The following is a 21,806-nucleotide window of genomic DNA, read 5'->3' as shown; positions in this document are numbered from 1 at the left end:
ACAAAACGAACGGGCTCATCTCCACGGAATTCCTCGATGAACCTTTCTTTTTTCCTTCTCACTATCTAATCCATAGCTGCTAGCGTTTGATGGAAAAGGGCTTGAGCCTCAAAAATCTCAAAGCATGTAATCAGGCAAAGTCATCGTCAAAGAAGCCGCCGCCATCGTCCCAACTGCCGCTGTCAAAGCTGGCTGAGTTGTCTATGCTGCCCAGGCCCGCATCATTGGCCAGGCTGGAGGTATTGCCGCTGTCGCCATGCAGGCCCTGGCTGCTGCTGTCCTGCGCCAGCGACTTGCTTTCGCCGCCGCTCTGACTGCCCGAGCCGGCGTGATGGCCGCCCATCAGATTCTCCAGCCCGTTGAACAGAAACATGCCGCCCGCCACACCGGCAGCGGCCGCTGCGGCATTGCCGAGAAAGCTGCCGCCTGCCGAAGCACCAGGCTGACCGTAGGCCTGCGGCGCTGCAGCGCGCGGCGCGGAGCCGCCGCCAAAGAAGCGGTCGCGCCAGCTGGAGGGCTGAGGCGCTGCTTGCGGCTGGTTCTGCGGCTGGTATTGGGGCTGATATGCAGGCTGGGCATTGGCAGCGTAGCCGCCGTCCTCGGCATAGCGCTCGGGAGCGCGGCCGAAGTGCGTTCCCAGACCACCCGAAAGAAAGCTGCCTGCGCCCTGGCTCTGGCTTTGCTGGGCCTGTTTCACCTGCTGCTGAAGCTCGCCGATTTGCTGCTGGGCCTGCTGAATGGCTTGCTCCAGCATCAAGGTGCGCTGGGCCAGCCAGTAGACCGCATCGGGCGCGTTGCTCAATCCACGGCGCAGCTCGGCATCGGCCTGCGCGTCCTTGGGCTGGCCCTGGGTCAGCGTCAGCCTGGCGCACAGGTCTTGCAGCAGTTGTTGTTCCTGAGAGGTCATGGTGCCTTCCTTTAATCCCGCAAATTACTTGCAGCAGAGATGGGGTCAGTATGCAGGCCTGCAAGAGCGCCAATGTGAAGGCCGTGCAAGTGCTTTTTGCAGGGTGTAACAAAAGGCCTGTGCTGCAGTTCCGGGCAGCGCATGGGACAATGCCTGCCATTGCGCCACGGTCGTGGCGGCGTTTCAATTTCGGCTGCGGGACTGGCCCGCGGCCCACCAACTGCATACACACACCATGGAAGTTACCCAACAATGCGTGGTCGCCCTGACCTGGACACTGAAAGACACCCTGGGCGAGGAGCTGGACGTGCTGGACGAGCCCGTGGAGTTCCTTGTCGGCGGCGATGACCTGTTCAAGCGCATCGAAGAAGCTCTGCAAGGCCACGGCGTAGGCACCACGCTGGACCTGCACCTGGAGCCCGAAGAGGCATTCGGCGACTATGACGAGAGCCTGATCTTCCTGGAAAAGCGCGAGCTGTTTCCCGAAGAGATCGAGGAAGGCATGAGCTTCGAGAGCACGGCCATGCCCAAGGGCACCAACCCCGTGCCTGCCGATCTGCTCTACACGGTCACCGAAATCTATCCCGAGCATGTGGTGCTGGACGGCAACCACCCGCTGGCCGGAATCGCCATCCGCCTGCACCTCAAGATCGAAGCCGTGCGCGAGGCTACCGAAGAGGAAATCGGTCGCGGCACGGCCGGTACGGGCTTTTTCCGTATCGAGCCCATGGCCCCGGGCAATGAAACACTTCACTGACCTCCTGAGGCGCTTTGCGCCGTCCCCCAGCGGGGGACGGCAGCTTCGCTGCGAGGCGGCGGGGCCGCCCAGGCTCTTGCTTGCTGTCACTGAGTGACGCTGCGCCACAGGCTCAAGCATCACTCATCGCTTCAGGCCAAGAAATAGAAAGGGACTCCTCGGAGTCCCTTTTGTTATGTGCGCTTGCCTGTTCAGCGGCGGAAGATCTGGTTGCCTTCCACGCGCACGTATTCGCCTATGCTCAGCTGCGGAGGCTGCTGGAAGTCCAGAGCGCGCACGCTGCCGTCCTGCAGTTGCACGGTAACGCGGTAGATATCGCGCACGCTGCCGCCGCCCATGCTGTTTTGCACGGCGTTGCCGGCGAAAGCGCCTGCAGCCACACCGGCGATGGTGGCCAACGTACGGCCCGAGCCCTTGCCCACCTGGTTGCCCAGCACGCCGCCGATCACGCCACCGGCAATCGCGCCGCCTGCGCCAACACCGCTGCCGTCCTGTACGCGCACGGTCTCGATATTCATCACACGGCCCTGCTGGGCGTATTGCTGAGGCTGCTGCGAGTAGCAGTTGGGATTGTTGTAGCCGCAGTTATTGGCGGGATAGGTCTGGACCTGGTTGTTGCCCACAGGGTAGGCCTGTGTGCTGCCGGGGTAGCCAGTGCCCGAATAAGCCCCCTGGGAGTAACCTCCCTGGTAGCCGCCGCTCTGGTAGCCCCCCTGGGGATAGGCCGCGCAGGCCGACAGAGCTGCAACGATTGCGCTCACCATGGCCAACCGGCCCCAGCGTTGATTGATTTGCATGGAAATCTCCTGATTGGCGCATGCACATTCCATGCGCCGCAGTCCCTGTTATGAGTTGATCTGCAAACCTTGATCGGTCTGCCTTTCCATTGCAACGCAGTACCGGCTCGCCAGGACGACAGGTTTCACATTTGCTCACAATACTTTAAGCAAAGCGCAGCCGTTTACAACTCTTCAAACCATAGCGCCTTGCCCTGTGCAGCACTCCTTTTCGATGCAGATATCATTTGAAACCGCCATTACAAAGCGCTGAAAGCTATCAAAAATATAGCAAGCTCAGCCTTTGCTGCGTACGCGCAGCACCTCGCCGCTGCGCCCATCCACATAGAGCTTCACAAAGCGTCCATCGCTGGCCGTGGCCTTGACCTTGTAGAGGCCGTCGTCCCATTCCACCTCCTGGAATTCGCGATAGCCGGCCTTCTCCAGCCGGTCGCAGACATCGCGGATGGACAGGGTCGGCCCGAGCGCCATGCCGCGCACGGCAGCCACCGAGGCCGAGGCACGATCCGCCAGGGAGTTTTCTGCGGCCAGGCAGGTGCCCGCGGACAGCAGCGCGGCGCCCCCCAGCAGGGCGATGCCGCCACGGCGCTGCACGGACCGGTATAGCGACAAGACGCGGGCGGACATAGCAAAGACGGGGGCTTGGAGACGAGACATGGAAACTCCTGCAGTCGGTTGGTGAACGATGGGGACAAGAAGACGGCCCGCCGGGCGAGAGGTGCTCTGCTGCGGGTTGCAGCCGATTGTTCGCATTCCCTCCTGAACCGTTTCTGAAGCCGCCATTCAGCTTTCGTTCATCGATGCGGGCCTATAACCTTGGCTGCAGAACGCAAGCAGACCTCATCACCTCCAACTCCAGCCCGCTCGCCATGTCTTTTTTCAACGCCTCGAATGACCCGCAATCTGCGCACCTCCCACGCCGGCGCGCCCTTCATGCCGTGCTGGCCATGCTGCTGGCAACGGCAGGCTTTGCCGCGCTGAGCCTGTGGCCCGCCACATCGGATGCCGGCGACAACGATCACGAACTCGCCCGTCAGGCCTTGCGCCAGGGTCAGGTGCTGCCGCTGCGCACCGTTCTGGATCAGGTCGAGCAGCAATACCAGGGCCAGGTCATCAAGGTGGAGTTCGACCGCGAGGATGGCCGCTTTGTCTACGAGATCCGGCTGCTGCAAAGCGATGGCAAGGTGGTCAAGCTGGAGATCGATGCCAGCAACGGCAGCCTCATCAGCATGAAGCGCAAGAAGTGAACCCCGGCACTCAGGAAGGCTGTAGAGCATGCGAATTCTGCTGATTGAAGACGAGCCCACGCTGCGCGAGCAGCTGCATCAGGCCCTGCTGCAGGCCGGCCACACCGTGGAGACGGCCGCCGATGGCGAGACGGCGCAATACCTGGGCGAGGTGGAGAGCTTCGACGCTGCGGTGCTGGACCTGGGCCTGCCGATGCGCGACGGTCTGAGCGTGCTGCGCGCCTGGCGGGCTCAGGGTCGCTCCATGCCGGTGCTGATCCTTACTGCCAGAGCCGCCTGGCATGAAAAAGTCGCGGGCATGGATGCCGGAGCCGACGACTATCTGGCCAAACCCTTCCACATGGAAGAGCTGCTGGCGCGTCTGCGGGCGCTGCTGCGGCGCCTGAGCCCGCATGCCAGCGCGCTGTGGCAATGCGGCTCCATCACCCTGGACTCGCGCCAGGCCCGCGTCACCGTCGAAGGTCAGGCGCTGACGCTGACCAGCCATGAATTCAAGGTGCTGGCCCTGCTGATGCAGCGCATGGGCGCCGTGGTCTCGCGCACCGAGCTGTCCGAGCATATCTATCCGCAGGACAGCGACCGCGACTCCAACACCATCGAGGTCTTTGTCGGGCGCCTGAGAAAAAAGCTGCCTGCTGGCTCGATCGAAACCGTGCGCGGCCTGGGCTATCGCCTGGTTGCGCCCACAAATCACACATAAACCATATGCCCGAGCACACCCTGACCTCCTCCACGACCCAGCAGCCGCCACCGCTGAGCGCGGGCTCCTGGAAGAACTCGCTGCGCCTGCGACTGCTGGCGGGCGCCCTGATCTGGGTGCTGGCAGCACTGCTGCTCACGGGCTGGGGTCTGCGCACGCTGTTTGCCGAGCATCTGACCCAGCAACTGCGCGGCCAGCTGGTGGCCAAGCTCGACCGGCTCAGCGGCGCCGTCAACTACCAGCCGGACCAGGCCGTCCCGGTCACGGTCTCGCCCTTCTCCGGCGACCCCTTGCTGCAGCAGCCGCTGTCGGGCATGTACTGGCAGGTGGACCAGCTTGATGCGGCCGGCCAACAGACGGTTCAGGCCGGCATCCAGCGTTCGCGCTCGCTCTGGGACCAGACCCTGGACTGGCCCTTCTTCAAGGCCGACAAGGTCTGGGAGCCCACCCTGCCCCTGCATGCACCGGCAAGCTATGGCCATATGTCGGACGGCAATGGCAACACCCTGGTGATCGTGACGCGTACCGTACAGCTGCCCGAGGCCGATGCCCCGCCGCTGCGCCTGATGATTGCCGCCGACTCGGCCATGCTGGCCACGCCGCTGCAGCGCTTTACCAAGATGCTGGTGGCCGCGCTTTGCATGCTGGCAGCGGGGCTGATCGCCGCCGTGGTCTTGCAGCTGCAGCTGGCGCTGGCTCCGCTGGCCGCTCTGCGCCGTCAGCTGGCCGCCGTGAGCCAGGGCGAAGCTTCCGAAATCAGGGGAGAGCACCCGGCCGAAATCATGCCCCTGGTTCAGGAGTTCAACCATGTGCTGCGCATGAATGCCGAGATGGTGGAGCGGGCCCGCACCCAGGCCGGCAATCTGGCTCACGCAGTCAACACCCCGCTGAGCATCATGGGCAACGCGGCCGCGCAGCAGGACAGCCCGCTGGCGACCCTGGTGCGCGAGCAGGTCGCCAGTGCCAGCCGCCAGGTCGAATATCACCTGGCCCGTGCCCGTGCCGCTGCCGCAGCGGCGCAGCAGGGCCATGGCCTGCGCACCGCGCTGGCCGGCCCGCTGCACTCCCTGGTGCACACCATGGACAAGCTGCATGCCGCGCGCGGCATACGCTTCGAGCTGCAGGGAGATGCCACCCAATGGGACTTCAAGGGCGACTCCCAGGACCTGATGGAGATGCTGGGCAATCTTCTGGACAACGCCGGCAAATGGGCCAGATCGAAGGTCGTGCTCAAGGTTCAGCCGGCAAGCGAGGACAGCCAGCGACTGACGCTGTGCATAGACGACGACGGCCCGGGCATTGCACCCGAGTTGCGCGAGCGCATCTTTGCCCGCGGGGAACGACTTGACGAACAGCGTCCCGGCGCCGGCCTGGGTCTGGACATCGTGCGCGATCTGGTTCAGACCTATGGCGGCAGCATCCAGGCGCTGCCGTCGCCGCTGGGCGGGCTGCGCATGCAGCTGCAACTGCCTGGAGCCAGGCACCAGGACTGAAGTCGATCAAAGACTGCGCAGCACCTGCGCCAGGGTATCGGCCTGGGGAAACAGCCAGTCGGCGAGCAGCCCCAGCGCCACAGCCGCGACCAGAGCGCCCAGCACGGGCTTCCAGCTGATGCGCAAGGCTGCCAGCAGCCAGCCTTCGCGCTCCACCACATACAGGGTTCGGGTCATCAGCAGCGCAAACGCAACCTCTACCGCCACGGTCAGAAACAGATCGGCACCGAACACCAGCCACACCAGCGAGCCCATGCCCGTGACCGCCACCAGCAGGACGGAAAAAATCAGCAGCACCGGCACGAGCACCACGGCGCCTTCATCGAGTCCGTCCAGCCCCGACACATCGACATCCGGCAGCTCCAGGCCCGATGACGCAGGCACGATATCAGGCATGGCTGCGCCATCGTCCCAGTGGCCGCCGGCACCGCCGCCGCCGTAGGAGCCTCCCTGCCCGCTTTCAAAGCCCGCAGCGTCGGCACTGCCTGATTTGCCGCTGGAGCCGGGAACATCGGCCCCTATATCGCCCATATCCCAGTCTCGGCGCAGCATGCAGCCCGCCCACAGGCGCACCAGCAACAGATAAAGCAGATAGCCGCAGGCCAGCGCCAGTCCATAGCGCAACCCCATGCTGTGCACACCGGCATGCAGCAGGCACAGACTGATCAGGGACATGGCAGCCAGACTCAGCCCGCCGGTAAGAGCGGCATGCAGACGCAGCCAGTGGCGTTTTTGCAGGCGTCGCCGCATGTGCTGGTCGCGGCCCAGCTGCACCTTGGTCCAGGAGGCAGAGCGGCGGCGGGTCTGGCGGCTCATGTGGCGCGAGGTGCGGGCCTTTTGGCAGGCTTACTGCTTGCCGGTGGAGCCGTAGCCGCCTTCGCCGCGCTCGCTGGCATCGGCAAAGTCATCCACCAGATTGAACTGTGCCTGCACCACGGGCACGATGACCAGCTGGGCCAGACGGTCCATGGGCTGCAGCGTGAAGGCGGTCTGCGAACGGTTCCAGGCGCTGACCATGAGCTGGCCCTGGTAATCGGAGTCGATCAGGCCGACCAGGTTGCCCAGCACGATGCCGTGCTTGTGGCCCATGCCCGAGCGCGGCAGGATGAGCGCCGCGTAATGGGGGTCCTTGAGGTGCATGGCCATGCCGGTGGGGATCAGCTGCCACTGGCCGGGCTCCAGGGTCAGGGGCGCATCGATGCAGGCGCGCAGGTCCAGGCCGGCGCTGCCGGGCGTGGCGTAGGCGGGCAGGTTGTCGCGCAGGCGCGCATCGAGAATCTTTACATCAACATTCATAAGGATCTGGCTAGTCTTGTCTGTCTTGAAACAAGGCCCGTGAGCCGGGCCTTGCATTCATTGCGGCAGCTGCCATGCAGCCGCCAGCGGTTTTCCTGAAGGGCGCCATTGTGCCCTGTGCCGGGCAGACGTCGGCGCCTGGCGCCTGTCAGCGGCCTTGCAGGCGCTTGAGCACGCCGCCCACCAGCGACATCAGGCCCATGAGTGCGAGCAGCACGCCAAAGCCCTGGATGAACTGGGAGAGAATCACCCCGCCCACGATCAGCGCCAGCGAGCCCGGAGACACCCAGGGCTTGCGACCGTTCTGGGCCTTCTGTCCCTCAATCTCGCGCTCCATGGCCTTGAAGCGCTGCTGCGCCTCCTGCTTGGTCACGGCCGTATTGGGGCGCCGCGCAGCAGCCGTGCGCTGGGCCGGTTGACCGGCCGCCGTGGTTCGCGCTCCCGGCACCTGCTGCGCCTGCTCGGCCATGTCGCGCGCCTTCTGCAAGGTGTTGCGCAGCTGGGACATGGGCGAGGCGGCCTGGGAGCCGGGCGTGACGACCGCGGTCTGAATCGCTCCGTCGATGCTGCGCAGCGTGCGGCGATACTCGGGACTGGCTCGCATCAGCTGATCCACATAAGCCACATAGTCGCCATTGCGCGGGCCTTCATAGCTGGAGAGATTCATGTTCGGACTCCTGGGATCACGGGTCAGGGACGCTTGGCGCTCAGGCGCTGCGCAATTTCATCGACCAGCTGCCGCGCAAGCACATCCTTGCTGGCATGGGGCAGCTCCTTGGAGCCCTGATCGTCGATCAGCAGCAGGGCATTGTCGTCCTTGCCAAAGGTGGCGGGGCCGATATTGCCCACCAGCAGCGGCACACTCTTGCGCAGGCGCTTGGCGCTGGCGTGCTTGAGCAGATCATGACTTTCGGCCGCAAAGCCCACGCAATACAGCTTGCCGGACCGGGCCTGGTCGGACTGGGCCACGCCGGCAAGAATGTCGGGGTTCTCGACAAAGTCCATGGCCGGTACATCGCCCGAGCCATCCTTCTTGATCTTCTGATCGGAAAACTCGGCCGGACGCCAGTCGGCAACGGCAGCCGTGGCAATGAAGATCGAGGCCCCGGCCACCAGGGACTGCACGGCAGTCTGCATCTGGCGCGCCGACTGCACGTCGACGCGGGTCACTCCGCGCGGCGTTGGCAGATGCACCGGGCCGGCCACCAGCGTGACCTGGGCGCCGGCCTCGCGCGCCGCACGGGCAATCGCGAAGCCCATCTTGCCACTCGAAAGATTGGTGATGCCGCGCACCGGATCGATTGCCTCGAAGGTCGGGCCGGCCGTCACCAGCAGATGCTGGCCCTGCAGACTCTTGGCCGTGAAGTGCGCCGCCAGCTCCTCCATGATTTCCTCGGGCTCCAGCATGCGGCCGTCGCCGGTCTCGCCGCAGGCCTGGCTGCCGTTGCCCACGCCCAGCACCTGGGCACCGTCGGCCTGCACCTGTGCCAGATTGCGCTGGGTCGCGGGGTGGGCCCACATCTCGCGGTTCATGGCCGGGGCCAGCAGCAGGGGTACGCTGTCCATGGGACGGGCCAGGCACATCAGGCTGAGCAGCTCGTCCGAGCGACCCTGCACCAGACGCGCGATGAAGTCCGCGCTGCAGGGCGCGATGAGAATGGCATCGGCTTCACGACTCAGATTGATGTGGGGCATGTTGTTGGGTTCGCGCACATCCCACTGGGAGGTGTAGACTGCGCGCCCAGAAAGCGCCTGCATGGTGACGGCCGTCATGAACTGCTCGGCTGCCTCCGTCATGACCACTTGCACCGTGGCACCGGCCTGGACCAGCAAGCGGCACAGCATGGCCGATTTGTAACAAGCCACGCCTCCGGAGAGACCCAGCACCAGATGTTTGCCTGCGAACACGTCATTCATGCTGCGCAATTTATCAGACCTGAGCGGCTTTGCCGCCGCACAAGCATCCCTGTACGCCACGCCGAAATTCGTGGCGAACCTATAATCCTGTTTTACCACCACCAAAAAAAGACATGACCAAGTTCGTCTTCGTCACCGGCGGTGTGGTGTCTTCCCTAGGTAAGGGAATCGCCTCAGCCTCCCTTGCTGCGATTTTGGAATCGCGCGGTCTCAAAGTCACCCTCATCAAGCTCGATCCCTATATCAACGTGGACCCGGGCACCATGTCGCCCTTCCAGCACGGCGAAGTGTTCGTGACCGATGACGGAGCCGAGACCGATCTGGACCTTGGCCACTATGAGCGTTTCATCGAAACGCGCATGCGTCAGAGCAACAACTTCACCACGGGCCGCATCTATCAGTCCGTGCTGGAAAAGGAACGCCGTGGCGACTATCTGGGCAAGACCGTGCAGGTCATCCCCCATGTCACCAACGAAATTCAGGAATACATCAAGCGCGGCGCGGGCCTGGGCACCGACCACGAAGTGGATGTGGCCATCTGCGAAGTCGGCGGCACCGTGGGCGACATCGAGTCCCTGCCCTTCCTGGAAGCTGCGCGTCAGCTGGCGCTCAAGCTCGGCCCCAACAACTCCGCCTTTGTGCACCTGACCTACCTGCCGTTCATCGAGACGGCTGGCGAGCTCAAGACCAAGCCCACGCAGCACACCGTGCAGAAGCTGCGCGAAATCGGTATCCAGCCCGATGCGCTGCTGTGCCGCGCCAAGCACCAGGTGCCCGAAGAGGAAAAGAGCAAGATCTCCCTCTTCACCAATGTGCCCGAGTGGGGTGTGATCTCCATGTGGGACGTGGACACCATCTACAAGGTGCCGCGCATGCTCCACGAGCAGGGCCTGGACGGCCTGATCTGCGACAAGCTGCGCCTGAACACGCCTCCCACCAACCTCAAGCGCTGGGACGACCTGGTCTATGAGACCGAACACCCCCAGGGCGAAGTCAAGATCGCCATGGTGGGCAAGTACGTGGAGCTGTCCGACGCCTACAAGTCGGTCAACGAAGCGCTCAAGCACGCCGGCATGCGCAACCATGTGCGCGTGAAGATCACGCATGTGGACTCGGAGACCATCCACGACGCGGATGCCTCCAAGCTGCTCAAGGACTACGACGGCATTCTGGTGCCCGGCGGCTTCGGCTCGCGCGGCGTGGAAGGCAAGATCTCGACGGCCCGCTTCGCCCGCGAAAACAAGGTGCCCTACCTGGGCATCTGCCTGGGCATGCAGGTCGCAACCATCGAATACGCCCGTCATGTGGCCGGCCTCGCAGGCGCCAACTCCACCGAGTTCGACCCCGCCACCCCCAACCCCGTGATCGCCCTGATCACCGAGTGGAAGGATGCGGACGGCACGATCAAGACCCGTGACGAGAACTCCGACCTGGGCGGCACCATGCGTCTGGGCGCACAGTCTTCCGACGTGCAAAAGGGCACGCTGGCGCACAGCATCTACGGCGACGTGGTGACCGAGCGTCACCGCCACCGCTACGAAGCCAACACCCAGTATCTGGACCAGCTGCGCGAAGCCGGTCTGGTGATCTCGGCCCTGACCCAGCGCGAACAGCTGACCGAAATCGTCGAGCTGCCCGCCAAGGTCCACCCCTGGTACATCGGCGTGCAGTTCCACCCCGAGTTCAAGTCCACCCCCTGGGATGGTCACCCGCTGTTCAACGCCTTCATCAAGGCGGCCATGGACAACAAGGCCCAGCCAGGCAAGAAGGCCTGATTCCCTTCCTCCGGAATCAATCCTTAAATAGGAGCTGCCAGCGCTTGAAAATCAATGACTTCAGCATCAAATAATGTTGAGTTCATTCAATATAGAGCGCTGGCAGCTTCAGTTTTTGAAGCATGCGCGGCGTGCAAAAAAGGAACCCACCATGAAACTCTGCGGCTTTGATATTGGTCTGGACAAGCGCTTCTTTCTGATTGCCGGCCCTTGCGTGGTCGAATCCGAACAGCTGCAGATGGATGTGGCCGGGCAACTCAAGGAAATCACCTCCTCGCTGGGCATCCATTTCATCTTCAAGAGCAGCTTCGACAAGGCCAACCGCTCCTCGGGCACCAGCTTTCGCGGCCCCGGCATGGAAAAAGGTCTGGAGATCCTTGCCAAGGTCAAAAAGGAATTGAACGTGCCCATCCTCACCGATGTGCACACCGAAGCCGAAGTGCCTTACGTGGCGTCTGTCGTCGACATGCTGCAGACCCCCGCCTTCCTGTGCCGCCAGACGGACTTCATCCGCGCCGTGGCCCAGTCGGGCAAACCCGTGAACATCAAGAAGGGCCAGTTCCTGGCCCCGCATGACATGAAGAATGTCATCGACAAGGCCCGTGCTGCGGCTGTGGAAGCGGGCCTGCCCGCGGACAGCTTCACGGCCTGCGAGCGCGGCGCCAGCTTTGGCTACAACAATCTGGTCAGCGACATGCGCTCGCTGGCCATCATGCGCGAGACCGGCGCTCCTGTCGTGTTCGACGCCACCCACAGCGTGCAGCTGCCCGGCGGCAACGGCACATCCAGCGGCGGCATGCGCGAAATGGTGCCCGTGCTCTCGCGTGCGGCCGTGGCCGTGGGTGTGGCAGGCCTGTTCATGGAAACCCATCCCGATCCCTGCAACGCCCTGTCCGACGGCCCCAATGCCGTGCCGCTCAAGCACATGAAGGCACTGCTCGAAACCCTGGTGGCGCTGGACGATGTGACCAAGCGCAACGGCTTCCTGGAAGACCACTTCCAGGCCTGAGCATGCATACACAGCGCATCAGCACCGGCATGAAGGCCTTGCTGCAGGCCCGCATGTCCATTCGCCCCGGCCGCCTCAAGGCGGGCCCCGGCGTCTGAGCAGATGATGCACCCTGGCATGACCGACACGATGAAGCGTGACGTCATGCCTTTTTTGTATCCGCTTTTGTGTCCGAATGCTTGCACAGAAACGTCTTGCGCAAGAAATTCGACTGCTGCAACACGTCAAGGCAAAAGCGGCCCACCAAATTTGTGCACAATAGCCGCCGCAGCCTCTTCCATACTCGTCGCGTGCATGGCGCGCGCGCAGCATGTGGAGAAGAGTCGGCTTCACAATTTTGATAGCAGCTTGCGCTTTTTGCACAAGCGCTTGGGCGTGATTTCATGAAAGAAGTCAGCCTGCACGTACCGATTTCAGAAACCCAAAGGAAATGCAATGAGTGCCATTGTTGACATCGTAGGCCGCGAAGTGCTGGACAGCCGCGGCAACCCCACCGTTGAGTGCGACGTGCTGCTGGAATCCGGCGTGATGGGCCGTGCCGCCGTACCCTCGGGCGCATCCACCGGCTCGCGCGAAGCCATTGAACTGCGTGATGGCGACAAGAGCCGTTACCTGGGCAAGGGTGTCCTGAAGGCTGTTGAGCACATCAACACCGAAATCTCCGAAGCCGTGCTGGGCCTGGATGCTTCCGAGCAGGCTTTCCTGGACAAGACCCTGATCGACCTGGACGGCACCGACAACAAGAGCCGCCTGGGCGCCAACGCCATGCTGGCCGTGTCCATGGCCGTGGCCCGCGCCGCTGCCGAAGAAGCCGGCCTGCCCCTGTACCGCTACTTCGGCGGCATGGGCGGCGTGCAGTTGCCCGTGCCCATGATGAACGTGATCAACGGCGGCGCCCACGCGAACAACTCGCTGGACCTGCAAGAGTTCATGATCATTCCCGTGGGTGCCCCCACCTTCCGTGAAGCCGTGCGCTGGGGCGCCGAAGTCTTCCACGCACTGAAGGCCATCATCCACCACAAGGGCATGTCCACCGCCGTGGGCGACGAAGGCGGTTTCGCACCTTCCGTGGAAAACCACGAAGCCGCGATCCAGCTGATCATCGAAGCCATCGAAAAGGCCGGCTACAAGCCCGGCGAGCAGATCGCCCTGGGCCTGGACTGCGCAGCGTCCGAGTTCTACAAGGACGGCATGTACGTGCTGGCCGGCGAAGGCAATATGACACTGACTTCGACGCAGTGGACCGACATGCTGGCCGGCTGGTGCGACAAGTACCCCATCATCTCCATCGAAGACGGCATGCACGAAGGCGACTGGGATGGCTGGAAGATCCTGACCGAGCGCCTGGGCGCCAAGGTTCAGCTGGTGGGTGACGACCTGTTCGTGACCAACACCAAGATCCTCAAGGAAGGCATCGAAAAGCGCATCGCCAACTCGATCCTGATCAAGATCAACCAGATCGGCACCCTGACCGAGACCTTCGCCGCCATCGAGATGGCCAAGCGCGCCGGCTACACCGCCGTGATCTCGCACCGCTCGGGCGAAACCGAAGACAGCACCATTGCCGACATCGCCGTGGGCCTGAATGCTGGTCAAATCAAGACTGGCTCCATGAGCCGCTCCGACCGTATCGCCAAGTACAACCAGCTGCTGCGCATCGAGGAAGACCTGGGCGATGTCGCCGAGTACCCCGGCCGCGCTGCCTTCTACAACCTGCGCTAAACAAGAGCCCCCTGAGCCGCTTCGCGCCTTCCCCCTTTAGGGGGGACGACACCCTTGCTGCGGGGCGGCCCTTGCCCGGTGTCTCTTGCTAACAAGCTACTTTTAAGCCACCTTTTCTATGGTCAACCGCGTCGTCTGCGTCACTTTGCTGGTCTTGCTGACCGCCATTCATGCCCAGCTCTGGCTGGGCAATGGCAGCATGGCCTATGTGCACGAGCTGCAGCAGCAGATCAAGGATCAGTACGCGGCCAACGCCCTCGAAAAATCGGAAAACGACAGATTGCAGTCCGAGGTCAACGACCTCAAGGACGGCCTGTCCACCGTGGAAGAAAAGGCCCGCTACGAGCTGGGCATGGTCAAACCCAATGAAATCTATATTCAGGTTTCCAGGCGCTGACCCGGCGCCCGCTCTGCATCAAAGCCAGCCCCGCGCTGGCTTTGCTGTTCCTGCGCCCTCGGTGGTGCTGCTGGGTGCACCCCATGCCCTGGCGCGCGGCATGGCACATGGCCTGCTGCAGGCCCGCCTGGATGCGGGCCATGCCACGCCCTGGCAATGCCTGGCCCCCACGAGCGGCGAGCAATGGCCGGCCGACGCCCTGGTCTATGTGCTGGGCCAGGACTGGCGCGATGCCGACCCGGACCCCGCCATCGCCGAGCAGATCAGCCGATGGCGCGCACTGCTGGAAGAACGCTCGCAGAACTATGTGATGCTGTACGGCAGACCGTCTGCCCAATGGCAGCAACTCGCTGCCTCTCTGAAATTCATAGAACCGGCCGCAGACTGGGATTGGATTTCAAGCATGAATCCATGGAATTCCAGCCAGAAAATACGCCGCAAAGCCTGCGAGCAATGCGGCGATCCCGAGTGTGAACTGGCGCTGTTCGAGGCCTTGAAAAGCGCCCCTTGAGGTGGCTCGCGCCTTCTCTCCCATCTCTTCCGAGCTGGAAGACACCCGCGCAGCCCCCGCCTGGGCTCTTGCAGGGTGTCTCCACCGTCCTCGGAGCTCAATAGCCGAGAGCAGACTGTTCAGTTACTGCACCGAGCTGGAGCTGGGCGGCTGCTTTTGCACTTCGGTGAACAGACGCGCCGCATCGATGGCGTCGAACTGGTATTGCTGGCCGCAGAAGTCGCAGCCCACCTCGATCTTGCCACGCTCGGCCACGATGGAATCCACCTCTTCCTCGCCCAGCGACGTCAGCATGGCGGCCACTCGGTCACGGCTGCAGGTGCAGGCGAAACGCGGGGCCTGCTCGTCGGCCTGTGGAGCGAAGCGCAGCAGCTTCTCCTCCCAGAACAGGCGCCGCAAAATGGTCTCCACATCCAGCGTCAACAGCTCTTGCTGCGTCAGGCTGGAGGCCAGTGTGGCAATACGGTTGTACTCCTCGTTCAGGCCCTGGGCATCATGCTCGGCCTCGCCGCTTTCGGTGGCCGCGGCCAGATTCGCCTCGCCCTTCACAGGCATGCGCTGCAGCATCAGACCGGCAGCGATCTGGTCATTGGCAGCAAGCACCATCACGGTGTCGAGCTGCTCGGACTGCATCATGTAGAACTGCAGCGCATCCGACAGGCGCTCGAAGCGACCGCCAGCACCATCGTTGAGCGGTACCACGCCCTGATAGGGGTTCTGGCCGGGCTGACGGTCCTTGGGGTCCAGCGTGACGGCGCAGCGGCCCGCGCCATGGGCATTGACCAGCTCTGCCAGCGGAGCCAACTGGCCGCGCAGGGGCAGATTGGCCTCACCCACCAGCGATGCCGTGGCACGCAGGCTCAGGTCCGACTGCACTTCGGCCACTGCCAGCTTGACGGGGCCGTCGCCCATGACCTGGAATACCAGCGCACCATTGAACTTGATGTTGGACTGCATGAGCACACCAGCCGCCGTCATTTCGCCAAGCAAGGTACTGACGGCCTCGGGGTAGGCGCCGGTATCCTTGTTGCCGGAACGGCGCTGCAGGATTTCCTGCCAGGAGTCAGTCAGGCGAACAATGGCGCCACGCACGGGCAGGCCGTCAAAAATGAATTTATGCAGTTCAGACACGCTAATCGATTCCGGTAAAAAGCGGGGCCCTCAGCCCAGCTTGCGCAAGCCGCGCTTGAAGCGGCGAGCATTTTCAACATAGTTCCTGGCGCTCTGGCGCAGACCTTCGATCTGCTCGGGCGATAGCTCGCGCACGACCTTGGCAGGGCTGCCGATGATCATGGAGCCGTCGGGGAATTCCTTGCCCTCGGTCACCAGCGAGCCTGCGCCCACCAGGCAGTTCCTGCCTATCCTGGCGCCGTTGAGCACCACTGCACCGATGCCGATGAGCGAGCCATCGCCAATCGAGCAGCCATGCAGCATTACTTGGTGGCCAACCGTCACATTGCAACCCACCGTCAGCGGCTTGCCGAAATCGGCATGCAGCACGCTGGCATCCTGGATGTTGGAGCCCTCGCCGATGCTGATGTTTTCGGTATCCCCGCGGATGACGACTCCGAACCAGACGCTGGCGTCCTTTTCCAGCTTGACGCGGCCCATGACCTCGGCGCTGTCGGCCACCCAGGCGCTTTCATCGATCTGCGGCGCAACGCCGTCGAGTTCGTAAATTGCCATCTGCTTGTCTCCCTGTGGGTTGCTTCTTTATAGAACCTAGAATTGTAGGGATGGAGTTACGTCATCGCGCGCTAGAGGTCTTGTGTCTTGCAGACCCTGAGGAAAAAGCTGCTGCAGCCATTTATCTGCATGCACAAAAAGCTCTCTATTCGATAGCAGAAACAGCACCGACACTGCGCATCCCCGAATCCGAGCTTCCCGGCCGCCCGGCCCGGCCCGAGCTCAGGCACCATACAGCCGTGGCGCGCCGCTCGCCTGCCACCCTCGAAGGCCGGGCCGTGCTCATCCATGCAATTGCGCACATAGAGTTCAATGCCATCAACCTCGCACTGGACGCCATCTGGCGCTTTGACGACATGCCCGGGCAGTACTACCACGACTGGCTGCAGGTGGCCGCCGAGGAAGCCAAGCATTTCCGCCTGCTGCGCGATCATCTGCGCCAGCACCATGGTCAGGACTATGGCGACCATCCGGCCCACCAGGGCCTGTGGACCATGTGCGAGAAAACAGCAGGCGACATCGTGGCCCGCATGGCCCTGGTTCCCAGAACGCTGGAGGCGCGCGGCCTGGACGCCACGCCGCAAATCCAGAACAAGCTGCGCAACACCCATGCACCCGATGCGCTGGCAGCCTGCGACATTCTGGACATCATCCTGCGCGAGGAGGTGGGCCATGTGGCCATAGGCAATCACTGGTACCGCTGGCTGTGCGAGAAAAACGGCCTGGACCCCGAGTCCTGGTACCTGGAGCTGACAAAGCGCTATGAAGCGCCGCGCCTGCGCCCGCCCTTCAATGAGAAGGCTCGCCGAGCCGCAGGCTTCACCGCGACCGAGATCGCCTGGCTGCAACAGATCTAGGTATTTTTCCCTTGACTCGAATCAAGAAGCATCCGCAAGTAAGGCCTGCGAGCCGAAGTTGTTGGCACAAACGGACTGAACGCACGAAGCTGACACTATGATCGGCTCGTTCTTACAATAACCGGCACAGCCAACCATCTCTCACACAGACGTCATGCAGCAATGAGTGAACAAACCATAGAGGACACGGCATTCGCCTCGCCGCGCAACCTGTCCAAAGGCATGATTGCACGCCAGCCCATCGTCAACGGGCTGCAGCAAATCATTGGTTACGAGCTGTTCAACCGCTCGCGCTCGCCTTATGGTCACACCATGGCCTCAGACGCGACGCTGATCTTCGCGGCCCTCACGCATGCAGGAGAGGAGGATCTGGTCGGCACCAAGCTCATGTTCGTGAACTGCACTCACGAAGGTCTGACAGGCGAGCACCTGGAGCTGCTGCCGGCCGACAAGGTGGTGCTGGAGATTCCCCCTCTGGGCCATGCCGCCGTGCATGAGGTGGCAGCCCGCCTGCCCACGTTGCTGGCACTCAAGGACCAGGGCTTTCATCTGGCCTTCAACCACACGGTGCTGGAGTCTGTGTATTCGGCCTGGCTGCCGCTGGCGGACTACATCAAGCTCGATCTCTCCACGCTGGCACCGGACCAGCTCACGGTGCTGGTCAAGTTCGCCAACCGCCACACCCGCGCCGAGCTGATCGCCGAGAAAGTCGAAAGCGCCCATCAGCATGAGCTGGGGCAGCGCCTGGGCATTGAGCTTTTCCAGGGTTTCTGGTTTGCCCGCCCCACGGTGATGCAGACCCGCCTTCTGACCCCGACGCAGCAAAGCATCATCCAGTTGCTGACGCTGGTACGCGAGCAGGCCAGCACCGATGCGATCGAAGAAGTTCTCAAGAAGGACGCCGCCCTGGCCTTCAACCTGCTGCGCCTCATCAACTCGGCCAGCTTTGGCGCCCATCGCAAGATCACCTCATTCAAACAGGCCGTGATGCTGCTCGGCCTGAACAAGCTGTTCCGCTGGGCTGCCATGCTGCTGACGGCCGCCCGCGAAGGCGGCCCGCCACCTGCCGTGGGCCAGACCGCCGTGATTCGCGGTCGCCTGATGGAGCTGCTGGCCAAGCACTCGCTGACGGATACCGACGCCGATCTGGCCTTTATCTGCGGCATGTTCTCCATGCTGGACCGCATGCTGGGCATGCCTTTGCCTGCCGCGCTGGCGCTGATACCGGTGTCCGAATCGGTCTCTGCTGCGTTGCTGCATCATGAAGGCATTCTGGGCGAGCTGCTGATGCTCACCAAGGCCTGCGAGAGTCATGACCAGGAACAATTCGACCGCAGCGCCTGCAGCCTGGAACTGCAGCACGGGGACATCAATCACGCTCATCTGCAGGCTCTGAGATGGACGGAGTGTCTGTCCGACTGACAGCGCTTTTGCCCCCACACCCAAGCGATAACCGACATGGATACCTCTGACACCAACTCCTCTTCACCGACCGTCAGCCCCGTTGCAGACAAGGACGAGGCCAATATGGCCAGCATTGCGCGTCAGGCAATCGTCGATGAAAAACGGGATGTGTATGGCTACGAGCTGTTTGACCGCTCGGTTGCACATAACGCACACACTGCTGCATCCGATGCGGCACTGCTGTTCAATGCCCTGTCCTATGCCGGTGCCGAAGCTCTGGTGGGCAAAAAGACGGTTTTCATCAACTGCACCCATGACAGCCTGAGCGGCGGCCACCTGGAGCTGATTCACCCCGACCGTGTGGTACTGGAGGTCCCGGCCCTGCCCGCCGACGCCACCCAGGAAAACATCGAAGCCTGCCTGCCCACATTTGCGGCCCTGCGCCACCGTGGCTTTCGTCTGGCTTTTGACCAGAACCTGCTGCGCCGCAACTATGCGTCATGGCTGCCCATGGCTTCCTTCGTCAAGCTGGACATGCAGAGCTTCGGAATCGAGCATGCAGAAAAGCTGGTGAAGTTTGCCCAGACCTACACACGCGCCCAGATCGTGGCCGAGAAGGTCGAAACGGCCGAGCAGTTCGAGCATATGCTGGGCCTGGGCGTGAAGCTGTTCCAGGGCTACTGGTTCGCCCAGCCCCAGCTTGTGCAGGCGCGCACCATCCGCCCCACGCAGACCACCATCATCCAGCTCATCAATCTGGTGCGCCAGCAGGCCAGCACGGAGGAGATCGAAGAGCTGCTCAAGAAGGACCCCACACTGTCCTTCAACCTGCTGCGCTTCATCAACAGCTCGGGCTTTGGCCTGTCCTGCGAGATCACCTCCTTCCGCCATGCAGTGATGATTCTGGGACTCAAGAAGCTGTTCCGCTGGGCGGCCCTGCTGCTGACCACCTCACGCGCCGGCGGCACACCGCCGGCTGTGGGCCAGACAGCCGTGGTGCGCGGACGGCTGATGGAGCTGCTGACTGCCGAGTTGCTGCCGCCCGAGGAATGCGACCACGCTTTCGTCGTGGGCGTTTTCTCTCTGCTCGATGTGATGCTGAGCCAGCCCATGGCCAAGGCCCTTGAATCCGTGGCCCTGCCCCAGTCCGTGGTCGACGCACTGGTACATAACAAGGGAGTTTTTGCGCCCTTCCTGGATCTGACGCGCGCCTGCGAGTCGGGCGACGAAGCGGCTTTTGCCCGCGCGGCCAATGCGCTGCAGCTGTCCAACCATCAGGTCAACTGGGCCCATCTGCAGGCGCTGAGCTGGGCCGACAACCTGACCAGCGAAGTGATCTGAGCCAGCCCGCCTGGCGACACTTCAGTGCGCTTGCTGGGCACAAGGACAAAGGGCTTGCGGCCGATGTGACCGCAAGCCCTTTGCCATTCAAGAGTGTCCCGATCAGTTGGTCTGGATGCCTGCAGCCTTGATGATCTGGGCGTTGGACCTGGACTCGGCCTCGATCTGCTTGGCAAAGTCCGCAGCCTTGCCGCCGGTAGGCACATTGTCCGTGGCCTCCAGGCGCTGACGAATCTCGGGCAGCGCCAGCGCCTTGTTCACCTCGGCATTCAGGCGAGCCAGCACGGCAGCGGGCACGCCGGCAGGAGCGAAGATGCCGAAGACCGATGTGGTGTTGGCGTTCTTGTAGCCCAGCTCGGCCAGCGTAGGCACCTGGGGCAGCGAGTCCAGACGCGCCGGAGCGCCCACGGCCAGGGCCTTGAACTTGCCGGCCTTGATGTGCTGCATCACGGCCGGTCCGGCATTCGTGGACAACACCTCGAACTGTGCGCTCAGGCCGTCATTGAGCTGCTGGCCACCGCCCTTGTAAGGCACATGGGTGATCTGCACCTTGCCCTGATCGGCAATCTGCTCGAGCATGATGTGGCCCAGCGACGCCAGACCGGCCGTGGCCCAGCGCACATCGCCGGGGTGGGCCTTGGCCTGGGTCATCAGCTCGGGAAAGCTCTTGGCTGCCAGGCGAGTCGTGCCCAGCAGCAGCACGGGCGAGTACATCACGCTGACCACGGGAACGATATCCTTGTGCGGATCGAACAGCGGCTTGCCCAGGTGGGGGCTCAGCGTCAGCGGGCTGATCGACGAAAAGCCCAGCGTATAGCCATCGGGGTTGGACTTGGCGACCTGGTCCAGGCCAATCGCGCCACCAGCCCCAGCCTTGTTGTCGATCACCACCGACTGACCCAGCGACTGCGACAGCTTTTCACCCAGAGCACGGGCCACCACATCGCTCACGCCACCGGCAGGGTAGGACACCACCAGACGAATGGGACGGCTGGGCCAGCCAGCCGCGTCGGCTTTGTCTGCCGCCTGGACATTCAGGGACAAGGTGGCAGGCAGCACGGCTGCCAGGGCACAGGTCAGCATGCTGCGACGCAGAAAGTTAGTCATCACTCGAAATCCAAAAATCAAGACCTGCATTTTTGACCAAAGTGAATTCCCAGGTTGATTTGAACGACGATTCGTCAATTCATTGGACAGAAAACATCAAAATAAAACTTCAAACATTCAAATAGACTAACGCAGCAGCCGACCAGCGTCTTGGTCGGCATGCCGCAATGACGCCCGCAAGCCTTGCAGCTAGACTGCAGCCATCACCACAGAGAAAGCACCCATGGCAGAACAAAACCCTCTAACACGTCGCTCCCTGCTGCTGCAAGGCGGTGCTGCGGGCGCTGCACTGGGCACCATGGCCCTGCCCACCTCGGCCACGACCACGCGCAAGGCCTCGCGCACCTGCGTGCTCGATGGCCTGCAGCCCGCGGTGCTCACCATCAGCGGCCCCGGCGTGCAAGCCAATCGTGGCAAGCCGCAGGCCGTGGCGGACCACATGCTGATCATGCATGGCTATCTGTTCGATGCAGCCTGGTCCTGTGGCATGGATGCCCTCAACAGCCTGGAGCAGCAGACGCTCAGGACCACGCTTGAATACGATGAAGCCGAGCACAGCCTGCAAGGCCCGCTGCTGGAGCAGGTGCTGCAGGCCGCTGGCGTGGATGTAGGCCAGGCCATGGCGCGCGGCCTGCAACTGACCCTGCAGGGAATAGACGGCTATCGCAGCCAGATACCGCTGGCCCAGGCCGTGCGCTGGCGCATGCTGATCGCCACCCAGCTGGACGGCGTGCCGCTGGCCATGGGCGGCGTGGGCCCGCTCTGGGCCATTTTTGCAGCCCATCAGATTCCGGAGCTCGACCAGCTGCCCGTCAAGCAGCGCTTTCCTGCCGCCGTCTGGGGGCTGTACCACCTGCAGCTGGGCAGCGCGGCTGCCTAGGCC

The 21,806-nt window shown here is 63.0% G+C and carries 23 protein-coding genes; 13 read left to right on the top strand and 10 right to left on the bottom strand.

Translation table 11 applies throughout. From position 1 onward, the window contains the following. Positions 1-130 precede the first annotated feature (130 nt). Positions 131-907 carry a DUF2076 domain-containing protein gene (locus NOX35_RS06610; protein ID WP_256496169.1) on the bottom strand — a complete coding sequence of 259 codons (777 nt, stop codon included), beginning with the start codon at positions 905-907 and terminating at the stop codon, positions 131-133. Positions 908-1,142: 235 nt separating this feature from the next. On the opposite strand from NOX35_RS06610, the gene NOX35_RS06605 reads away from it, so the two are divergent. Next, positions 1,143-1,664, top strand: coding sequence for a peptidylprolyl isomerase (locus NOX35_RS06605; protein ID WP_087865947.1), 522 nt, complete (start codon positions 1,143-1,145; stop codon positions 1,662-1,664). A 191-nt stretch (positions 1,665-1,855) separates the two neighbouring features. Here the strand turns inward: NOX35_RS06605 and NOX35_RS06600 are convergent, their stop codons facing one another. Together NOX35_RS06600 and NOX35_RS06595 are read right to left on the bottom strand one after the other, a co-directional pair. Then, the gene (locus NOX35_RS06600; RefSeq protein WP_182286083.1) at positions 1,856-2,461 is read right to left on the bottom strand and encodes a glycine zipper 2TM domain-containing protein; all 606 of its coding nucleotides are present in this window, start codon (positions 2,459-2,461) and stop codon (positions 1,856-1,858) included. 276 nt (positions 2,462-2,737) lie between these two features. Further along, positions 2,738-3,118, bottom strand: coding sequence for a PepSY domain-containing protein (locus NOX35_RS06595; RefSeq protein WP_182286082.1), 381 nt, complete (start codon positions 3,116-3,118; stop codon positions 2,738-2,740). 281 nt (positions 3,119-3,399) lie between these two features. Here NOX35_RS06595 and NOX35_RS06590 point away from each other — a divergent pair, with 281 nt between their 5' ends. The 3 genes from NOX35_RS06590 to NOX35_RS06580 are packed head-to-tail and all read left to right on the top strand — an operon-like array spanning position 3,400 to position 5,901. Further along, positions 3,400-3,708: a PepSY domain-containing protein gene (locus NOX35_RS06590; protein WP_003057703.1), complete on the top strand. Its 309-nt coding sequence runs from the start codon at positions 3,400-3,402 to the stop codon at positions 3,706-3,708. A 28-nt stretch (positions 3,709-3,736) separates the two neighbouring features. Continuing rightward, on the top strand, positions 3,737-4,408 hold the full coding sequence (locus NOX35_RS06585; RefSeq protein ID WP_256496167.1) for a response regulator transcription factor: 672 nt from the start codon (positions 3,737-3,739) through the stop codon (positions 4,406-4,408). A gap of 5 nt (positions 4,409-4,413) precedes the next feature. Further along, positions 4,414-5,901, top strand: coding sequence for a sensor histidine kinase (locus NOX35_RS06580; RefSeq protein ID WP_256496166.1), 1,488 nt, complete (start codon positions 4,414-4,416; stop codon positions 5,899-5,901). Positions 5,902-5,907: 6 nt separating this feature from the next. On the opposite strand, the gene NOX35_RS06575 is transcribed toward NOX35_RS06580, so the two are convergent. The 4 genes from NOX35_RS06575 to coaBC all read right to left on the bottom strand — a co-directional run bounded on the left by NOX35_RS06575 (position 5,908) and on the right by coaBC (position 9,114). After that, positions 5,908-6,717 (bottom strand): hypothetical protein, encoded by an 810-nt coding sequence (locus NOX35_RS06575; RefSeq protein ID WP_256496165.1) that lies wholly within the window; start codon positions 6,715-6,717, stop codon positions 5,908-5,910. A gap of 30 nt (positions 6,718-6,747) precedes the next feature. Further along, positions 6,748-7,197 carry a dUTP diphosphatase gene (gene dut, locus NOX35_RS06570; RefSeq protein WP_182286078.1) on the bottom strand — a complete coding sequence of 150 codons (450 nt, stop codon included), beginning with the start codon at positions 7,195-7,197 and terminating at the stop codon, positions 6,748-6,750. 148 nt (positions 7,198-7,345) lie between these two features. Further along, complete coding sequence (locus NOX35_RS06565; protein WP_182286077.1) at positions 7,346-7,864, bottom strand: hypothetical protein; 519 nt, start codon at positions 7,862-7,864, stop codon at positions 7,346-7,348. Positions 7,865-7,887: 23 nt separating this feature from the next. Next, positions 7,888-9,114, bottom strand: coding sequence for a bifunctional phosphopantothenoylcysteine decarboxylase/phosphopantothenate--cysteine ligase CoaBC (gene coaBC, locus NOX35_RS06560; protein ID WP_114863050.1), 1,227 nt, complete (start codon positions 9,112-9,114; stop codon positions 7,888-7,890). Between the two features lie 113 nt (positions 9,115-9,227). On the opposite strand from coaBC, the gene NOX35_RS06555 reads away from it, so the two are divergent. From NOX35_RS06555 to NOX35_RS06535, 5 genes are all read left to right on the top strand, one after another. Beyond that, positions 9,228-10,889, top strand: coding sequence for a CTP synthase (locus tag NOX35_RS06555; RefSeq protein ID WP_182286076.1), 1,662 nt, complete (start codon positions 9,228-9,230; stop codon positions 10,887-10,889). A gap of 151 nt (positions 10,890-11,040) precedes the next feature. Then, positions 11,041-11,898: a 3-deoxy-8-phosphooctulonate synthase gene (gene kdsA / locus NOX35_RS06550; RefSeq protein ID WP_003057718.1), complete on the top strand. Its 858-nt coding sequence runs from the start codon at positions 11,041-11,043 to the stop codon at positions 11,896-11,898. Between the two features lie 435 nt (positions 11,899-12,333). Further along, positions 12,334-13,620, top strand: a complete 1,287-nt coding sequence (gene eno / locus NOX35_RS06545) for a phosphopyruvate hydratase (RefSeq protein ID WP_034365184.1) — start codon at positions 12,334-12,336, stop codon at positions 13,618-13,620. A gap of 118 nt (positions 13,621-13,738) precedes the next feature. Continuing rightward, the gene (locus NOX35_RS06540) at positions 13,739-14,017 is read left to right on the top strand and encodes a septum formation initiator family protein (RefSeq protein ID WP_034389417.1); all 279 of its coding nucleotides are present in this window, start codon (positions 13,739-13,741) and stop codon (positions 14,015-14,017) included. Then, positions 13,986-14,528, top strand: coding sequence for a hypothetical protein (locus tag NOX35_RS06535; protein WP_256496160.1), 543 nt, complete (start codon positions 13,986-13,988; stop codon positions 14,526-14,528). Before NOX35_RS06540 ends, NOX35_RS06535 begins: the two co-directional genes overlap by 32 nt. Before the next feature lie 123 nt (positions 14,529-14,651). On the opposite strand, the gene NOX35_RS06530 is transcribed toward NOX35_RS06535, so the two are convergent. Beyond that, complete coding sequence (locus tag NOX35_RS06530; RefSeq protein WP_182286074.1) at positions 14,652-15,659, bottom strand: Hsp33 family molecular chaperone HslO; 1,008 nt, start codon at positions 15,657-15,659, stop codon at positions 14,652-14,654. A 30-nt stretch (positions 15,660-15,689) separates the two neighbouring features. Further along, on the bottom strand, positions 15,690-16,214 hold the full coding sequence (locus tag NOX35_RS06525; protein ID WP_256496159.1) for a gamma carbonic anhydrase family protein: 525 nt from the start codon (positions 16,212-16,214) through the stop codon (positions 15,690-15,692). Between the two features lie 50 nt (positions 16,215-16,264). Between NOX35_RS06525 and NOX35_RS06520 the strand changes: the two genes are divergently transcribed. The 3 genes from NOX35_RS06520 (at position 16,265) to NOX35_RS06510 (ending at position 19,816) form a co-directional block, all read left to right on the top strand. Further along, positions 16,265-17,071 carry a ferritin-like domain-containing protein gene (locus NOX35_RS06520; RefSeq protein WP_256496158.1) on the top strand — a complete coding sequence of 269 codons (807 nt, stop codon included), beginning with the start codon at positions 16,265-16,267 and terminating at the stop codon, positions 17,069-17,071. Between the two features lie 162 nt (positions 17,072-17,233). Then, complete coding sequence (locus tag NOX35_RS06515; protein ID WP_182286071.1) at positions 17,234-18,493, top strand: EAL and HDOD domain-containing protein; 1,260 nt, start codon at positions 17,234-17,236, stop codon at positions 18,491-18,493. Positions 18,494-18,529: 36 nt separating this feature from the next. Further along, positions 18,530-19,816, top strand: a complete 1,287-nt coding sequence (locus NOX35_RS06510) for an EAL and HDOD domain-containing protein (protein ID WP_256496157.1) — start codon at positions 18,530-18,532, stop codon at positions 19,814-19,816. A gap of 102 nt (positions 19,817-19,918) precedes the next feature. Here NOX35_RS06510 and NOX35_RS06505 read toward each other — a convergent pair whose 3' ends face one another. Next, positions 19,919-20,923: a tripartite tricarboxylate transporter substrate binding protein gene (locus NOX35_RS06505; protein ID WP_256496156.1), complete on the bottom strand. Its 1,005-nt coding sequence runs from the start codon at positions 20,921-20,923 to the stop codon at positions 19,919-19,921. Between the two features lie 223 nt (positions 20,924-21,146). Here NOX35_RS06505 and NOX35_RS06500 point away from each other — a divergent pair, with 223 nt between their 5' ends. Further along, positions 21,147-21,803: a molybdopterin-dependent oxidoreductase gene (locus tag NOX35_RS06500; RefSeq protein WP_256496155.1), complete on the top strand. Its 657-nt coding sequence runs from the start codon at positions 21,147-21,149 to the stop codon at positions 21,801-21,803. Positions 21,804-21,806: the final 3 nt, after the last annotated feature.

It is taken from the genome of Comamonas sp. C11, assembly GCF_024496285.1.
GTDB lineage: Bacteria > Pseudomonadota > Gammaproteobacteria > Burkholderiales > Burkholderiaceae_C > Comamonas > Comamonas testosteroni_F.
Note: the sequence above shows the minus strand (reverse complement) of the source record. Positions and strands in the feature narration are given on the sequence as shown.

Coding starts and splice junctions, on each gene's coding strand:
- NOX35_RS06500 (WP_256496155.1), top strand. CDS start 21,147: ATGGCAGAACAAAACCCTCTAACACGTCGCTCCCTGCTGCTGCAAGGC.
- coaBC (WP_114863050.1), bottom strand. CDS start 9,114: ATGAATGACGTGTTCGCAGGCAAACATCTGGTGCTGGGTCTCTCCGGA.
- NOX35_RS06505 (WP_256496156.1), bottom strand. CDS start 20,923: ATGACTAACTTTCTGCGTCGCAGCATGCTGACCTGTGCCCTGGCAGCC.
- NOX35_RS06580 (WP_256496166.1), top strand. CDS start 4,414: ATGCCCGAGCACACCCTGACCTCCTCCACGACCCAGCAGCCGCCACCG.
- NOX35_RS06535 (WP_256496160.1), top strand. CDS start 13,986: ATGAAATCTATATTCAGGTTTCCAGGCGCTGACCCGGCGCCCGCTCTG.
- NOX35_RS06600 (WP_182286083.1), bottom strand. CDS start 2,461: ATGCAAATCAATCAACGCTGGGGCCGGTTGGCCATGGTGAGCGCAATC.
- NOX35_RS06585 (WP_256496167.1), top strand. CDS start 3,737: ATGCGAATTCTGCTGATTGAAGACGAGCCCACGCTGCGCGAGCAGCTG.
- kdsA (WP_003057718.1), top strand. CDS start 11,041: ATGAAACTCTGCGGCTTTGATATTGGTCTGGACAAGCGCTTCTTTCTG.
- NOX35_RS06610 (WP_256496169.1), bottom strand. CDS start 907: ATGACCTCTCAGGAACAACAACTGCTGCAAGACCTGTGCGCCAGGCTG.
- NOX35_RS06555 (WP_182286076.1), top strand. CDS start 9,228: ATGACCAAGTTCGTCTTCGTCACCGGCGGTGTGGTGTCTTCCCTAGGT.
- NOX35_RS06520 (WP_256496158.1), top strand. CDS start 16,265: ATGGAGTTACGTCATCGCGCGCTAGAGGTCTTGTGTCTTGCAGACCCT.
- NOX35_RS06510 (WP_256496157.1), top strand. CDS start 18,530: ATGGATACCTCTGACACCAACTCCTCTTCACCGACCGTCAGCCCCGTT.
- dut (WP_182286078.1), bottom strand. CDS start 7,197: ATGAATGTTGATGTAAAGATTCTCGATGCGCGCCTGCGCGACAACCTG.
- NOX35_RS06540 (WP_034389417.1), top strand. CDS start 13,739: ATGGTCAACCGCGTCGTCTGCGTCACTTTGCTGGTCTTGCTGACCGCC.
- NOX35_RS06595 (WP_182286082.1), bottom strand. CDS start 3,118: ATGTCTCGTCTCCAAGCCCCCGTCTTTGCTATGTCCGCCCGCGTCTTG.
- NOX35_RS06525 (WP_256496159.1), bottom strand. CDS start 16,214: ATGGCAATTTACGAACTCGACGGCGTTGCGCCGCAGATCGATGAAAGC.
- NOX35_RS06605 (WP_087865947.1), top strand. CDS start 1,143: ATGGAAGTTACCCAACAATGCGTGGTCGCCCTGACCTGGACACTGAAA.
- NOX35_RS06565 (WP_182286077.1), bottom strand. CDS start 7,864: ATGAATCTCTCCAGCTATGAAGGCCCGCGCAATGGCGACTATGTGGCT.
- eno (WP_034365184.1), top strand. CDS start 12,334: ATGAGTGCCATTGTTGACATCGTAGGCCGCGAAGTGCTGGACAGCCGC.
- NOX35_RS06515 (WP_182286071.1), top strand. CDS start 17,234: ATGAGTGAACAAACCATAGAGGACACGGCATTCGCCTCGCCGCGCAAC.
- NOX35_RS06575 (WP_256496165.1), bottom strand. CDS start 6,717: ATGAGCCGCCAGACCCGCCGCCGCTCTGCCTCCTGGACCAAGGTGCAG.